Annotated in this window: 15 protein-coding genes and 1 tRNA gene; 8 read left to right on the top strand and 8 right to left on the bottom strand. The window is 34.8% G+C overall.

Features of this window, described 5'->3' with window-relative positions; translation table 11 throughout:
- The 4 genes from KF896_16425 to KF896_16410 all read left to right on the top strand — a co-directional run bounded on the left by KF896_16425 (position 1) and on the right by KF896_16410 (position 4,072).
- Positions 1–1,005, top strand: a complete 1,005-nt coding sequence (locus tag KF896_16425; protein ID MBX3045300.1) for a hypothetical protein — start codon at positions 1–3, stop codon at positions 1,003–1,005.
- A gap of 18 nt (positions 1,006–1,023) precedes the next feature.
- Entirely contained in the window at positions 1,024–1,890 is an 867-nt protein-coding gene (locus tag KF896_16420) for a MotA/TolQ/ExbB proton channel family protein (GenBank protein ID MBX3045299.1), read from the top strand.
- A gap of 118 nt (positions 1,891–2,008) precedes the next feature.
- The gene (gene dxs, locus KF896_16415; GenBank protein MBX3045298.1) at positions 2,009–3,928 is read left to right on the top strand and encodes a 1-deoxy-D-xylulose-5-phosphate synthase; all 1,920 of its coding nucleotides are present in this window, start codon (positions 2,009–2,011) and stop codon (positions 3,926–3,928) included.
- Between the two features lie 71 nt (positions 3,929–3,999).
- Positions 4,000–4,072 (top strand) — tRNA-Lys (locus tag KF896_16410).
- A 106-nt stretch (positions 4,073–4,178) separates the two neighbouring features.
- Here KF896_16410 and KF896_16405 read toward each other — a convergent pair.
- Entirely contained in the window at positions 4,179–4,397 is a 219-nt protein-coding gene (locus KF896_16405) for a hypothetical protein (protein MBX3045297.1), read from the bottom strand.
- Between the two features lie 198 nt (positions 4,398–4,595).
- Between KF896_16405 and KF896_16400 the strand changes: the two genes are divergently transcribed.
- From KF896_16400 to KF896_16385, 4 genes are read left to right on the top strand one after another with little or no spacing between them, the layout of a single operon-like run.
- Positions 4,596–5,006 (top strand): hypothetical protein, encoded by a 411-nt coding sequence (locus KF896_16400; protein MBX3045296.1) that lies wholly within the window; start codon positions 4,596–4,598, stop codon positions 5,004–5,006.
- A 16-nt stretch (positions 5,007–5,022) separates the two neighbouring features.
- The gene (locus KF896_16395) at positions 5,023–5,217 is read left to right on the top strand and encodes a hypothetical protein (GenBank protein MBX3045295.1); all 195 of its coding nucleotides are present in this window, start codon (positions 5,023–5,025) and stop codon (positions 5,215–5,217) included.
- A 1-nt stretch (position 5,218) separates the two neighbouring features.
- On the top strand, positions 5,219–5,446 hold the full coding sequence (locus KF896_16390) for a hypothetical protein (protein MBX3045294.1): 228 nt from the start codon (positions 5,219–5,221) through the stop codon (positions 5,444–5,446).
- Between the two features lies 1 nt (position 5,447).
- Positions 5,448–5,645 carry a hypothetical protein gene (locus KF896_16385; protein MBX3045293.1) on the top strand — a complete coding sequence of 66 codons (198 nt, stop codon included), beginning with the start codon at positions 5,448–5,450 and terminating at the stop codon, positions 5,643–5,645.
- A 65-nt stretch (positions 5,646–5,710) separates the two neighbouring features.
- Here the strand turns inward: KF896_16385 and KF896_16380 are convergent, their stop codons facing one another.
- The 7 genes from KF896_16380 to KF896_16350 all read right to left on the bottom strand — a co-directional run bounded on the left by KF896_16380 (position 5,711) and on the right by KF896_16350 (position 15,034).
- Positions 5,711–9,937, bottom strand: a complete 4,227-nt coding sequence (locus KF896_16380; protein ID MBX3045292.1) for a phage tail tape measure protein — start codon at positions 9,935–9,937, stop codon at positions 5,711–5,713.
- On the bottom strand, positions 9,937–10,326 hold the full coding sequence (locus KF896_16375; GenBank protein ID MBX3045291.1) for a hypothetical protein: 390 nt from the start codon (positions 10,324–10,326) through the stop codon (positions 9,937–9,939). The genes KF896_16380 and KF896_16375 overlap by 1 nt, the downstream gene beginning before the upstream one ends.
- A 230-nt stretch (positions 10,327–10,556) precedes the next feature.
- The gene (locus KF896_16370; protein MBX3045290.1) at positions 10,557–11,027 is read right to left on the bottom strand and encodes a hypothetical protein; all 471 of its coding nucleotides are present in this window, start codon (positions 11,025–11,027) and stop codon (positions 10,557–10,559) included.
- A 14-nt stretch (positions 11,028–11,041) separates the two neighbouring features.
- On the bottom strand, positions 11,042–11,545 hold the full coding sequence (locus tag KF896_16365) for a hypothetical protein (GenBank protein ID MBX3045289.1): 504 nt from the start codon (positions 11,543–11,545) through the stop codon (positions 11,042–11,044).
- Entirely contained in the window at positions 11,542–11,949 is a 408-nt protein-coding gene (locus tag KF896_16360) for a hypothetical protein (protein MBX3045288.1), read from the bottom strand. The genes KF896_16365 and KF896_16360 overlap by 4 nt, the downstream gene beginning before the upstream one ends.
- The gene (locus tag KF896_16355; protein MBX3045287.1) at positions 11,946–14,321 is read right to left on the bottom strand and encodes a hypothetical protein; all 2,376 of its coding nucleotides are present in this window, start codon (positions 14,319–14,321) and stop codon (positions 11,946–11,948) included. Before KF896_16355 ends, KF896_16360 begins: the two co-directional genes overlap by 4 nt.
- Positions 14,321–15,034, bottom strand: coding sequence for a hypothetical protein (locus tag KF896_16350; GenBank protein MBX3045286.1), 714 nt, complete (start codon positions 15,032–15,034; stop codon positions 14,321–14,323). Before KF896_16350 ends, KF896_16355 begins: the two co-directional genes overlap by 1 nt.
- Positions 15,035–15,154 lie beyond the last annotated feature (120 nt).

Here is a 15,154-nt window from a genome sequence, read left to right as displayed (position 1 = left end):
ATGCGTATTACCAATAAGTCAGTATATACAAGATACCTGGGACATCTCGAAAATATTCAGAATAATAAGCTTCGTGAAGAAACCAGACTTACTACAGGTAAACAAATTACAGGTATTGAAGAGCAGCCCGAAAGACTTTCCGAAATAAAAATATTGCAATCCAAAATCAGTAAAAACAATGGATTCCTTGATATAATTGAGCAAACATTATCCGAAATGCGAGTAGCTATGGAAAGCATGGAATATATGTCTGCAACAGTTAAGCAAATCCGTCAGACTGCTATTGATGCAACTCAGCCCGGGTCGTCATCAAGCCTTTCAACTTACGCTAATCAGATTAAATCAATGCTTCAGGACTTAGTAGGTCAGGCAAATGCAGATTTTAACGGCAGAACTCTTTACTCAGGTACAGCCACAAATCCCGGCTCTTTAGTTGTTGACCCGCTTGATGCTCCCTATTCATCTACAGAATTACCATTTGAATTAATTGAAGTACCACCAACTACGGCAAACCCTTCGGGATTAAAAGTTATTTTCAAAGGAAATAATAATGACCGTATAGTAAATAAAGATTCTGCTACAACTGAAGTAACTAATGTCAAATCTCAGGATTTATTTGGCAGTAATATGGAATTATTCAACGATATCATAAATATTTATAATACAGTCAGATATAATGCCGATGGCACTTTACGCAGCGATACAGATGAAATGACTTCTACTGACAGAAATACAATAGATTCTCTTCAAAAAACATTACTTGACCATGACCAAAAAATGACTAATACAATTGCACTTTTTGGCTCAAGATATAATCGGGTTGACTCAATGTTCCAACAATTAACTAACGAAAATATTAGGATGAGCGAAATTAAATCTCTCAAAGCTGATGCTGATATTGCCCGTACTACAATTGCACTTAAGATGGAGGAAACCTCGCTGCTGTACAGCCTTCAGGTAGGTGCTAGGATAATGCAGAATTCATTATTTGATTTTCTCAGATAAAAGAGTTATATTGCTATTATGAAAGGCAGCACATTAACCGGAATTATTATTGGAACGATTGCAATCCTTGGGTCTTTCCTCTGGGAGGGCGGGAAAACAGCATATCTGTTTTTATTGCCGCCAATGGTAATTGTTATTGTGGGTACCCTTGCCGCCGGATTGGCAGGACACTCTTTTGAGGTCTTCAGAAAAATTCCGCTACTCATAAAAATCACAATGAAACCACCTGAATATGACATCAAAGGAATTATTCTGCAAATTGTGAATCTTGCTGCTATGGCAAGGCGTGAAGGTCTCCTTTCACTCGAAAATCAACTTAAGAATGTAAAACACCCGTACTTGGGAAAATTACTTGAGAATGTAATTGACGGTGCTGATCCTGAGGCTTTAGACCAGCTTGTTGATAACGAACTCCACGCAATGACAGAACGACATCTTGTTTATATTGGCTTCTTCAATAAATTAGGCGGATATTCACCTACTATGGGTATCATTGGTACGGTTATGGGTCTTATAGCCACTCTTGCATCAGTTGGTTCTGAACCGGAAGTTCTGATTGCCAATATTGCTTCAGCATTTATAGCTACCCTTTGGGGTATTTTTATGGCTAATATAGTTTGGCTGCCTGTCGCTGATAAGTTACGTTTTCTGCACGATGAGGAGATGAAAGTCCTGAATATTATTATAAACGGCATTAAATCAATGCAAAAAGGTGAAATACCGCTTGTAATTCATGCCAAACTTGTTTCAGCTTTACCCCTTTCTGAACAAAAAACTATTATTATTCCGAAAATATACAAAGATGAAGCTCAGGAAATGATGGCTTCCAGAATGAAGGACGGTTCGTATGAGCCATCTATATTGAACTCTAACGAAAGAAGATAATATTAATATTCTTGCTTGCAAAATTTTTCTTCCGAACAATTTCCGTATTTTCACCAAAATTCTAAATATTAACGAACATATACGTCAGTACATTTTTTGACGAGTAAAAATATAGATAATGACATCAGATTACGAATACAAGTACTTATTAGATATTGACAGTCCAAAAGATTTACGCAAATTACCAAAGGATACACTTCCGGTGGTATGTGATGAAGTACGTGAATTTATGATAGACACAATTACACGTGTTGGCGGACATTTCGGGGCAGGATTAGGTGTCGTAGAGTTAACGGTTGCATTGCATTATGTATTTAATACACCAACAGATAAAATAATTTTTGATACCGGACATCAGGGTTATCCCCATAAAATATTGACCGGCAGACGTGAATTACTCCAAACAATCAGGCAGTATGGCGGAATTTCCGGATTTCTTAAAAGAACTGAAAGTCCTTATGATGCATTTGGAGCAGGCCACGCCAGCACGAGTATTTCTGCAGGTCTGGGTATGGCAACAGCCAGAGACCTTCAAAATAAAGATTTTAAAGTTGTATCTGTTATAGGCGATGGTGCTATGACAGGTGGTCTTGCATACGAAGCAATGAATAATATTGGCGTCCAGAAACGGGATATGATTGTAATTTTAAATGATAATAATATCTCAATTGAGCCAAATGTGTCTGCTTTTTCAAATTATTTCAATGAGTTTTTCGCATCTTCAGCCGTAAATTCTCTAAGAAGAGGTATTTGGGATATGGCAGGGAAAATGGATTCACTTGGAGACAGATTAAGAAAATTTGCTTCAAGACTTGAGGATGGTGTAAAGGCTATCATTACTCCGGGAGCTCTTTTTGAAACTTTAGGTTTTCAATATTTCGGTCCGATAAATGGCAATAATGTTCAAAAATTAGTCAGACTACTAAGCCTGATTAAAGATATAAAAGGTCCGATATTTTTGCATATAATAACCCAAAAGGGCAAAGGATATGCTCCTGCTGAAAAAGATGCTATGAATCTGCATGCAATCGGCAAAGTAGATAAGGTAACAGGCAAATCCCTTGCAAAAGTTCCCGATAAGCCTGCTGTGCCCACTTACTCAGCATTTTTTGGCGATGCAATGGTCGAAATATGCAAAATGAACAGTAAGGTCGTTGGCATAACAGCCGCAATGGCAGATGGTACCGGTCTTATTAAAATGGAAAAACATTTCCCTGACAGACTTTTTGATGTCGGAATTGCAGAAGGGCATGCCGTGACTTTTGCTGCCGGTCTTGCCTGTGAAGGGATAATACCGGTGTGCGCGATTTATTCATCATTCTTACAAAGAGCATTTGACCATCTGGTGCATGATTGTGCTATTCAGGGTTTACATGTGATATTTGCTTTGGATAGAGCAGGACTTGTTGGAGCTGATGGAGCCACACACCATGGTGTGCTTGACGTCGCATATTTAAGGTCTGTACAGCAAATAGTTTTTATGGCGCCAAAGGACGAACAGGAACTTCGTGATATGCTTTATTCTGCAGTATTTTCATATACTTCGGGACCTGTTGCGATTAGATTCCCCCGTGGAAATGGATTTGGTGTACCTTTGAAGCCTATGACCTCAGTGCCGCTTGGTAAAGGTGAAATATTGAAAAATGGTAAAGACATCGCAGTAATTGCTCTCGGAACAATGACTTCTTATGCTTTAGAAGCCGCCAACCAGCTTCAAAGTCAGAATATTTCAGTCGAGGTTGTAAATCCACGCTTTATAAAACCGCTTGATACTGAATTACTAAAAGATTTGTTTGCAAGATTCGAGCATATTATTACTATTGAAGATGGACAGATTCAGGGCGGATTTGGTTCTGCTGTAGTAGAGTATGCGGCTGAAATTTTTCATCATAAAACAAACTTCCATTTGCTTGGAATTCCTGATAAATTCATTCATCACGGAACTCAAGAACAACTTCATGCAGAGCTTGGAATTGATGTCGCAGGATTAAAAAATAAAATCATTGAAGCATTAAATTTTAAACAAAAATCAACTTAAACAAAATAAATTTTGTTTATTTAGAAAGAAAGTATTACTTTTGTATTCTTTGCTTTTACAAACAATGTGATGATCTCGTAGCTCAGTTGGTAGAGCATTTGACTTTTAATCAAAGGGTCGTGGGTTCGAGCCCCGCCGAGATCACTGAAACTCCAACATAAACCCTTAACAAGCCCTTGAGAAATCAAGGGCTTGTGTTTTTTATAGAAATGACCGGTTTTCAATTTAAGCAAAATGTAAGCAAAAAGTTTTATTTTTTCCCAAATTTATACTTTTTTTCGAGATGATAATCTTCGTATCCTGTCCGATTAAAAAATAGCCCAAATGATTTCAAAGTACTCTCAACTTTTTCTTTTGACGATAATTCTCCTGTGTTAGTTTCAATTTCTTCTTTCCTGATATCAAATAATTTTTCCATATTGTCAATAGGAATTATTCCGGTCAAAATTCTTAAATCTTCATAATTCATTTTAGTTCTCCGATAATGATTAAAAAACATATTACAAAAATACCTTACTTCACATTCAATAGAAATAAAATAATTTTAAAAATATTTTAAAAAAAAGTGAAAAAAGTAAAAAATAATTTGCATATATGCAAACTTTTATTTACTTTTGTATTGTAATTAATTTACAATTTAATTTTTTTATAACTTTTGGAGAATGAAATGAAACTGTTAGCAAGAAAAAGCGGACACATACAAAATGACTTAGCACGGAATTGGTCAAGCTGGAATTTTGGTCAAGAAGGTTTGTTTTGTACAGCGGACGAACTTGAAGCAGGTATCCAGAATTGTTTAGAAAATGATATGCCTTTGTATATTTCAGGTATGGAGTTGTGGGGCGACGAGTTAAGAAGTGCGGATATTCGTGAACTTTATGAAGGTTATTATGTTTTAGTTGATAATGTGAACGCAGGTCATGGTTTGTCTTTTGTAGAGCTTAGTTCTGACAATTTAGATGATGCAAGAGTTGAAATTGAAAGTGCTTACTTCGCTGGTGACGGTGTTTGTTTTAGTGCTGACGAAGTTGAATTGATTGAAAGTGTTGATGATATACATATATTTTTTGTTAAATAATTTTTGGAGATTAGAAATGAGAGCTTATCACGTGGTTCAAGAGGTTTTTACTGCAGACGGCTTAGTCAGTAATGACATCGCTAAAGATGCTTTTGTAGATAGTAACGGCAACGTCGTTGATTATTATTATAATCTGAATTATGATAACGATTTTCTTGCCGTCGGAGCTGAGTGGGATTCATCAGCTAAAAGATGGTATATAGAGGTATAATATGAGAAAGTCAATGATTATTACTTTCGATGTCGAAGTTGCTGACAAAAAAGCAACGCAAAATATTATTCATGGCTCTAATGAGGCTGGGTTTTGCCTTTATGGTGCAAATGACAAATATGCAACTTTTGGCATTATGGCTTTAAATACTGACTGCTATGACTATATAGCGGCATTGCTAAGCACTAAAGCAATCAAAACTTTTAATTTAACTACTAAGGAATTATAACATGATTGAAACAGAAGACTTGAAATTATTAGTAAAATTGATACCTTCTACTAAAATTTCAGAGGCAATCGGTATGACACGACAGGGACTCGGGAAAAAGCTCTTAAGCAATTCCCCCCTGAACACGACCGACAGCAAAAAAATAACTGAATATCTGTCGCAATATGGTTTATCATATTCAAGGAAAAATCATAGCTGAAAAATATTTCAAAAAAAAGCACCCTTTTCAGAGTGCTATATCAGGAGTTTAAATGTTGGACCATTTTACCTGGCTCTTGCTATTGTGTATTGGTGGGTTCGTCGGTAGGATACTTCAATGTCTTTACCTCGCAACTTCGTAGATAATTTCATACTTGACATAGTTTTATCTAAATTGTCCAGTTTTGATACAATCATAGAATTACTTGCAAGACTTGCCATTTGAACAATTGATATTAATTGCGGATCATTCAACAGCCACTCACGGTTCGGCATTCCAAGCTTTGCACCATCACCAACTATAGCAAGGGTTGGTGAATCAAATTTACCTCCTGTTGGAAATGATAATATTTGCTTAATGAAAGGATCGGAGAATTTCTTTACTGCTACACTCACCGCTTGAGTTATTGCCGGAAGTGCACCAATATTTAATGGAAATGGAAGTGCCGATAGATATTGAATTGTTCCTGGTGTAAGAATCATATCAAGTACAAATGCTGATACTTTTGCTTGGAGCATACCAGCTAACTGATTAAAGTAATCTCGCCATGAGTCTACAACGGCATCTAAGTTGCCGGAAAACAAATTAAGCATTGTATCAGAAACGGTTTCTTGTAAACCTATTAATATTAATCCCATAGAATCAGCTTTTGTTTTAAGCAAATTTTCGGTTTCATCTAATTTGGTTTTTAGATTTTCATAAGCTTCTCTATCTTTGTCGGTTTCAAATATTGGTTTACCAAGCTCATCATATAGCAAAGCTCTTTCTTCAAGAAGTGTAAGTTCTTTTGTAATCTTATTCTTTTCAAGATTGAGTATTTCTTCATCTTTTCTGCGTTGTTGTTCGATTAGTGCACCGTTGAGCAATTGCTCTGATTGAAGTTTTAACCGCCTATTTTCTGATTCTACCTGCTCTCTTTCTTTTGCAAATTGATTTTGAATATCAGTTTTCCTTCTTTCATAATTGATTTCACTTATCGAATCATTTTCACGCATACGTTCGAGCTCTTTTAATTTGTCGGCTTCTTTCTGCTTAATTCTATCAATTGAAGAAATTCTGTCATTTTCAATTTGGCTGTAATTACTTATCAGAACTTTATCTGATACCTTCTTCAAAAAACTTTCTTCCTTTGCATACTTTTGTTCAAGTAGATTTAATTCCTTTTCATAATTCTTCTCTATTTGTTCTTGTTTCCGGTTATTTATTCTTCCTTGAATATCACTAAGTTTTTGTGAAAAGTCTAATTCTGATTTAAGGAGCTCTGCATATTTCTCTTTTGATAATTTTACTCTTCCGGATTCGTAATCTTCTATTTGATTTATTATCAATGCGAGTTCAGTTTGATATTCTTGTGCAAATATCTCCAATGCTCCTTCATCTTTGATTCCAACAGATACTTCCCATTCTATCTTTTGTTGCTGAAGCTCCTTAATCTGTTTATCCAATTCTTTGTTATCAGTATCAATTTTTAGTTTTATACCTTGTACTTTCGATTGATTATTTTGAATTTCTTTATCAAAGTTTCTGATTATAGATTCAATTTCTGCTTTATCAGCTTCTTTGACTTTAGGTTGAAAAATTATATCACCTTCTGGTGTAATCTCTTTAACTAATTTTTTTGCTTTTAGAGCTTCAATCCATGCAAGGCGTTGCTTATCAATTGAACTGATTTGTTCTTTAAGTAAATATAGCTCTTCTTCTGTAGTTGCATTACGATTTTCGTTAAGTTGATTTTGTTTTGTCAGATACTCAGTTTTCTGATATTCAAGATCTAACAGTTTACTTTTAAAACCTGCTTCTTCCTTAGCAATTTCAAGAGCCGTTTTAGTGCTTCTGTTTTTGCTTTCGTTTACATCTTTAGCTTCCTTGTTGGTTTTATTTAGTTCTTTCTGCTTTTGATTAACTTTTTCTAAGGCTTCTTCAGTTTTCTTTGTATCTCTTTGAGCATTTATATCCTGAGCAGTTTCACGAACTTTCTTTACAGCATTTTGCATCCTCAGAGAAAGTTGTTTTTCAAACTCATCATCTCCGGATATCCAATTTACCGGATTAAGATAATATTTTGCATAGTCAAATAAAATTCCAAATAATTCCGGTGCGTTTCTGATGAATGCAGTGATGTTATCTTTTGTTTGTTTAATCCATTTGACAATATTAGCAAATACCTGAGCAACTGCATCAACTTTCTTAGCTGCCTCATTATATACTTGTCCCATGATTTCAAATACTTTATTTAAGTCCAGGGTTTCTCCTATCAGGTCACCAATAACACCGAGAATCATATCAATTATTTCAGCACCTAATTCAAAGGGTGTTATTAAGTATTCCCAAACGGCTTCACCAATTGTTGTAAGTGCATTGACTACAGATTCACCAAAAGTCATAAAACCATCAAATGCCGGTTGAGCCATATCCCATAATTGCTTAAATCCATCACCAAGTTTTTTGATTATCGAAGTGCCTTTTTCTGTTTTAGTGAAAAATAAATAAAGTCCGGCAAGAGCAGCTACTATTGCAGCTATAGGTGCTATAATTGAAATCCACGCCGCTGATACAGCCGTTCCAGTAGCAGTACCAACAGCTCCAACTGAAGTAAACCCTGGAATTAAACCAAGTACTACAGTTCCTAACTGCTTAAATTTATCAATAGGTAATAGGTTTGCTATGCCGGAAAATGATGCTATCATTGGTGCTAATTGATTTGATAATGTTAGCAATCCTATAAAACCGTCACCAACAGCACCAAAGAACTTAAAGAATCCTGCTTCAATTTTATTCAAAACGCCCTGGACTTTGACTGCTATACCCTCATTTGCTATAGCAAAAGCTTCATCAACACTTCCGGCTCCGTCTTGTATTGATGCTAAATCATTAGCAAATTTTTCTGCGTTATCACCAGTACTTGCTAATGCAAAACCAATAGATTCTATGCTTGAAAATGTGTTGGCTGCATCTCTGCCGGTTTTTGCCATACCTTCCCCTAACTTCTGCATAGTAACTTGAAAGCCGTCTTTTTGAAGTGATTCTATGCTTACACCTGCGGCTTCCATTACTTCCTTTAAATCTTTTCCGGGCTTCATAAGTTCAGCTATAGCAGACCGAATCTGAGTAGTTGCTTGTGCTGTGGGGACACCTTGCTTTGTTAAAGTTGCTATTGCTGCACCAACTTCTTCAAAACTAACCCCTGCGGCAGCTGCAATAGGTACAACCTGAGATAAAGAAGCATTTAATTCGGGCACAGTTGTAACACCGTTTTTTACTGTTGCAAAAAGTATATCTGCGGCTTTACCTGCGTCCAATACATCTGTTCCGTAAGCATTTGTAACTGATGACAATGCTTTTACTGCATCATTAGTTGTTGAAAGACCAGCAACAGCGAGCTTGCTTGATTGCTCAATAAATTTCATTCCTTGTGCTATATCTGCCTGTCCATCTACTACGTTTATCGCTTCGGCTGATATAGCATTGTATATTGCTTCTGTAACTCCTGCTACTGTATCGGGGACATCACTCGCCAGGTTAATAGCAGAATTTCTAAACTCCTCAAAATTCTTTACGCCCAGAGTTCCGATATTTTTGAGCTGTTTGTCAAATTCCTGATATGGTCCTAAAAACTGATTAAAAGCAGCAGTGACTTGCTGTACACCCTGAGTGGCAAGCCCAAATGTTGCCATTCTTTCTGAAAATGTCTTAGTAGTTTTTTCAGCAGTTCCGGAAAGTGAACCAAGCCGTTTTTCTGCCTCAGCAATATCCTTTTCAAGTTTCTTATAAGCTTCAGAACCTTCTTTGCCAGATGCTTTCAAAGCCTGTAATGCTTGTTTCTGAGTTTCAAGCAACTTTTTTGATTCCATTTCGGACTTTACAAAACTATCTGCTAACTTTTCTATCTCTTTAAAAAAGTCTTCCTCACTTAATCCACTCAATGATATTTCAAGGTTTTCAAGTGTTTTTTCTACTTCACTTAGGTCAATTTTTTTAAGAGCTTCACTAACATCAATTTTTTCTATTTCAAGTAATGCATTTTCAATTTCATTAAAGGTACTTACTAAGTCTTCTGCGTCAAGATTTATTTCCATCGTGGACATAGCTTGCTTGAGATTTTCAACACTTCCCCCAGTACTTTGGAGATAATTCATTATCTCCTGAACACCTTTTTTAAGACTGCTTGTATCAATCTCCGGATGAATTGAACTTAGTAGTTTTTCAGTTTCATCGGCAAGCCGTTTGACTTTTGACTTATCAGTTTTGAGATCGACCATAAAGTCAAGCACCATTTCAAGATTCTTTGACATCATGACCTCGCTGTTACTTTCAATCCTGAAATTGGATTTACACCCCATACTCCTTCAATATCAGGTTTGTAAGGTGCTTTTTCCCGAATTAAATTGAACTGAATATTGGCTAACAATTTTTTGTTATTATTTTCAATTTCACATTTAACTACAACAGTTACAAATACTTCAGAATTTTTCTGAGATTTAATTACTTTGTAGTTTTTAAGATGTTTATGAATATGCCAATCTTCAATCCATTTGAGTGGATTTTCTTCATTCTTCAACCATGTCAATTGAGAATTTTTAGTCATTCCTGCCCAGTTCTTATTATGCCAATGCTCTAAGTATTCTGCTAAGGTTCTTTCAGCAGTTCCTATTCCAAAATCAGTCACTTTTGAACTTTTCATTTTTTCACCTGTATAAAAAAAGCCGTACTGTCATTTCCGGCTTGGTATTGCATTAATTAGTATTTCGAGAGTTTTCATTCCATCAATGAAATTTGAATTTTTTATCTCTTCAAACTTTGTAATGTCATTTTGTGCAAGTACCGGAATATACCAAATATTTGTTTCTGCTTCTTCAATTCTTCTTCGAAATTCATTAATATTATAAATATTCTGTACTCTGTATTGTCGGTCTATGAATTGTTGTTTTCTACGTTCTTCTGCAAGACTGTCTGCAAGAGCGGTAACAATGTTTTCGTTAAGTTCGGCTTCCTTTCTCTTTGCAGTAAGAGCAACGCTGTCTGTGGAAAGCCGATATTTGTAAAAAAATCCTTTATGCTTTCCTCAAGCTTTGGACGTTCTTCATTTGGTAGATTCTGAAAATATTGCTCAATATCGGTTTCTACTTTATCTAAATTGAATTTGAGTAGAGATTCATCTTTGAACTCTCTAAATAAATATGAGCATATTTGCGGTAACCAATGTGCTCCACGTGATTTGAGTACCTGCTTAAAACTCTCCGGCTGTGCTTCAAGTTGGTCACGTTTGAACTCTCCCGCCTCGCGGGCAAGCTCTGCCTGAAGAATAGATAAATTTTTATATTTGTAAATAAATTTTCTACCCTCATACTCGATAACAATTGGTTCTGAATAATTCTCGTCCATAATTTTAACTCCTTTTATGTATTTGTAATTGTAACATCACTTAATGATTTTATAAAATGTTGTATTCTAATAATTGTTCTTGGTCTGAGTTCTACTTGCTCAATTTCTATTGAATGATTTACATCTGCTGGAGATATATCAATCCAACATGCTCCTGTGCTGTTAATTACTGCCGGTGGAACATAATCTATATTTGAGGCTTTGGCACTTCCTAATAATAATGAATAAGAAAATCTGCCTTTTAAAACAACATCCATGGTCAACTTTATACTTTCATAATCAGAATTAAAAGGTAAATATACATTCACATCAACATTATAACCTATTTTCTTCTTTCCACCCCAAAAAGTATCTTTCATTATTCCTTTAATTGACCAGCTTGATTCTCCTTCTAACTGATGAAATACTACATTAGCGTCGGCATTATCGCCCCATTCTTCTCTTTTATAAAATGCTATTCCTGTAAAGGGTAATAATTTTACATTGCCCAAAAATTCCTTAAAAATTACTTCTGTCATAGCGAGTCCTCATAGATTAATTTCATTTTAATTTCAGGTAAATATTTAATATCATTCTGGTAATCCAATGGAAATTTCCCACCTTCAGTTATCACTTTTATATAGTTGCCCCATGATGAACTGTAAAGAGATATATATTGATAATTTGATAAATAATATGATTTCAGAAACTCTATAGCATTAGTAGATAGCTCATCGGTTGTGATTGTAAATTCTATTTCATTATGTGCATATAATTTATGACTATATTTTCTACCGTTTAGCAAAATACCTTCCTCATTAATGCCAACAGGCATTGGATCTGTTAGTCTTATAGTTTCAAAAGATAATTGATTCACAGCTTCACTATCATATACTAATGTAGATAATTTTTCATTACTGAATCTGAGTGTTATTCTTTTCATGGAAGCTCCATTCTTTGAATATTCATAAATAAACTATCCGGAGAAACTGATAAACCAAGGTTCACAATCATATCTTCATCGGCGGTCTTATCTTCGAGCAAGGAAGTTGAAAGATTCAAGTCTGCCGGATTATACCGAAGTTGTATCATTTTTCCAGCTTGGAGAAAATCATATCTGCTACTTTTGACTAAACCTGAAAGTTGAACTACTATAGTATCTCCAACACCTCCGGAAGATAAAGCAATTCCTATCGGATAATGATAGTATATTGATTTATTTTCTGCTTTCATAATCTTTTGATTTGGTTTTATCATTACCACATCGCCACTTTCAATTTCAGTATCACTTTCAAAACTTTCAACATCCATACTTTCATCATACAAATTACTTTGAGTACCGGGTTGAAATATAAATACTGGTGGAGATACCGGAGAATCCCATGTACCAAATGCAAAGCGGTCCAATGAATGTAATTTCAATGTTGTTTCAGGTTTTTGAAGATTACGTTCTATACCAACAACAACATACTCCCTTTGAACATCTACATCAATCCATTCTTCATCTTCATATCTTTTGATACTTTCATATAGTTTAATTTTACTTCCAAGCTTGATATTTTTCCAAGATGGATTAGAGCCATCAGTATTCTTTGAAAAGCCATTCCAGTATGGCACAGTTAGATTATACTCTGTTTCGTAATACTGAACATCACGTGACATGATGTAATTAACATAGTCCGTCAGGGTATTGAAATGCATATTCTCATTATTGACTTTTGCTACAACACCTGCAACAGGTCTGGCTACAGGGATAATGCTTCCGAGATTTGTTGCAACTTCACTTTCTGGTGCAGGTACTGTATGGATATAAATTGAAGTATGAAGATAAGATGACTTTTCTCCTTTGTACTTGATTCCATAATCATAATTAGATTCGTCATAAGTCCTTAAATATGAATTTCTGTATACGGCATTCAAAGGTTGATAATTCCTTACAATTCCTTGTTCGTTTTTTAATCCTATCATAGTAGGAGAACTTGAGAAAAGAAGCCTATCATATTTAATGTTTTTACGTTGCTCGGTTAATTTTCTTTCGTTATTCTTAGTCGTAAAATCTTTTGAACTATCACCTTGAACATAACTATCAAATCCATCATTTGCATTGTTATTGGCATTTGAATAATATGAGTTTTTATTACTTGTCAATATTGATGATGTATCAAAGCCTGCTTCCTGAGATCCGATTATATAAGTATAATCATTTTCAACAATACCTTTTCTGGACTTAAACTCAAAATTAATTTGATTTCCTGCAACATAACTTGGTAAGATATAACATGCAAGTGACCTTGCAATACTAAATAGTAATTCAGCAGTATTATCTAACATTAAGAAAGAAAATTCTTTTTCATTACTTGCTATAGTTTCATCTTCTTCAGAATCTGCTGAATAATAAGGATCTATCATCTTTATACAAATATGTGCAGCACTTGTTGTAGAATCTGGGACCCAATTATCTCTTAATCTAAGCCCTCTAATTTCTTCTCCGGATTCAACTTCCCAACGTGATACAGGAAAACCATTAATTAAAGTTTGAATAAATTTATATACAGCCAGTTGTACTCCAATTCCTAAATCAGATTCAAGTAGTTGCAAATTTAAACTTATGCCTAACTTTTCTTGAAGTATTTCAGCCGTAAAGTCTAAATACTTTTGAATGATTTTATACAAATTACCTAATGGTGAAAAATAGCAGTATTGCAATGAAGCTGTATTTCTCCAGAAGAAAATTTCATGATTGAATAATTCTGAGAATGTTTGATAATTATTATCTCGCCATCTATCAATTATATTTGATATTTGGATGTTGTCATTATCAACAGTCTTATAAATATTTGAAGTAATTTTTGCTTCTTCAAGAACTCGAATATCAAAACTATATGCAGTAAAATTATATTCTCGAAGTGGATTTATTTCAAATCCGTAATTGCCACTTTGCCATATTTTGTCATCGCCGGAAACTTTAGAATCAATTTTTCCTATGAAGTCAAGATTTTCAAGAATTGGTAATGAACCGAAAAACAATGCACAATATCTATTGAATTTTAAATCTGTTGCATTCAAACAAAAGAAAAGTGCATTGTGGTCTTCATCACTTTGACAAGCTAACTGATTTATTGAAAAGGGTAGCTCATCAATAGCAAAACTACCCTCTTCAGTATTTAAATCTTTTCTTACTGATTCAAGAATAAATATATCAGTTTCTATTCCGATATTTTGAAACAGTTCTTCGTAACTATCAGAAACGGCAAAAATCACGGTTTGTGTACCGTGATTATGCTCTCTGTAGCTATATTTCTGAAAGTAACGCATTAGCTATAAGTAATATCAGTTACCATTGCCAATTCACCGGCTAAGATTTCAGCTTCTTTCTGAGATGTTATATTTGGTGGTTTAATATTAGCAATGTCTTTTCCGACACCACCAAGTTTCCAAACTATGCCTGTGAATAAATCAACCGCTGTTGACAAATCATCTTCCTCAAGTCCAGAATTAGTATAAGATACAAATTCAAGTGTAACTGTATTATGATTGGCGTTAAATGTTTCAGATAAATCATTATTGATTTTACCAACCATGTGAATATATCCTTCCGGCTTCTTGTTTGTCATCTTAGCAGTATAAGATACACCTGTAGCAATTGTTACAAGGAATAAATCGCTCTGCTTGGCTTTTAAATCTTCTCTGAATGCTGACATAGAATTCATTTCGATTGGTGCTTCATTGATTACAAGTGTTATTGAACCTTTACCTGTTGCATCACTGGAAGCATCTGCTGGGGTTATATCATCTCCGCTAATACCTTCAAGAATTCTACTTTCTTTTGTGAATCTCCAAATCAGACCGTCATTTCTTGGTATATCCAAGTTCTCTCCGCCTGAATCCGCTCCTACCTTCGGCAAGCTATATGAGCAATCCTGAAGATTGTCAAATTTCCATAATTCTGTAATTACACCAGCTGATATTCTATGTACCCACGCGAATGGTGCTCCATGCAGAATGACTTTATTAATTGTTGACGACATATTCTACCTCTATAAAAAATAAAAAAAAAGTTTATTTAATTCTGTTAACTAATTATATACTTTCCGACACTATGATAATCACCTACAAACTGAATATCTACATAACCGCCTTTGATTTCG

It is taken from the genome of Ignavibacteriota bacterium, assembly GCA_019637995.1.
Taxonomy (GTDB): domain Bacteria; phylum Bacteroidota; class Ignavibacteria; order Kapaibacteriales; family UBA2268; genus JANJTB01.
Note: the sequence above shows the minus strand (reverse complement) of the source record. Positions and strands in the feature narration are given on the sequence as shown.

Excerpts from the sequence above, each read along its gene's own strand:
- KF896_16420 (MBX3045299.1), top strand. The coding sequence starts at position 1,024 with ATGAAAGGCAGCACATTAACCGGAATTATTATTGGAACGATTGCAATC.
- KF896_16350 (MBX3045286.1), bottom strand. The coding sequence starts at position 15,034 with ATGTCGTCAACAATTAATAAAGTCATTCTGCATGGAGCACCATTCGCG.
- KF896_16425 (MBX3045300.1), top strand. The coding sequence starts at position 1 with ATGCGTATTACCAATAAGTCAGTATATACAAGATACCTGGGACATCTC.
- KF896_16380 (MBX3045292.1), bottom strand. The coding sequence starts at position 9,937 with ATGTCAAAGAATCTTGAAATGGTGCTTGACTTTATGGTCGATCTCAAA.
- KF896_16355 (MBX3045287.1), bottom strand. The coding sequence starts at position 14,321 with ATGCGTTACTTTCAGAAATATAGCTACAGAGAGCATAATCACGGTACA.
- KF896_16385 (MBX3045293.1), top strand. The coding sequence starts at position 5,448 with ATGATTGAAACAGAAGACTTGAAATTATTAGTAAAATTGATACCTTCT.
- KF896_16370 (MBX3045290.1), bottom strand. The coding sequence starts at position 11,027 with ATGGACGAGAATTATTCAGAACCAATTGTTATCGAGTATGAGGGTAGA.
- KF896_16365 (MBX3045289.1), bottom strand. The coding sequence starts at position 11,545 with ATGACAGAAGTAATTTTTAAGGAATTTTTGGGCAATGTAAAATTATTA.
- KF896_16390 (MBX3045294.1), top strand. The coding sequence starts at position 5,219 with ATGAGAAAGTCAATGATTATTACTTTCGATGTCGAAGTTGCTGACAAA.
- dxs (MBX3045298.1), top strand. The coding sequence starts at position 2,009 with ATGACATCAGATTACGAATACAAGTACTTATTAGATATTGACAGTCCA.
- KF896_16400 (MBX3045296.1), top strand. The coding sequence starts at position 4,596 with ATGAAACTGTTAGCAAGAAAAAGCGGACACATACAAAATGACTTAGCA.
- KF896_16405 (MBX3045297.1), bottom strand. The coding sequence starts at position 4,397 with ATGAATTATGAAGATTTAAGAATTTTGACCGGAATAATTCCTATTGAC.
- KF896_16360 (MBX3045288.1), bottom strand. The coding sequence starts at position 11,949 with ATGAAAAGAATAACACTCAGATTCAGTAATGAAAAATTATCTACATTA.
- KF896_16375 (MBX3045291.1), bottom strand. The coding sequence starts at position 10,326 with ATGAAAAGTTCAAAAGTGACTGATTTTGGAATAGGAACTGCTGAAAGA.
- KF896_16395 (MBX3045295.1), top strand. The coding sequence starts at position 5,023 with ATGAGAGCTTATCACGTGGTTCAAGAGGTTTTTACTGCAGACGGCTTA.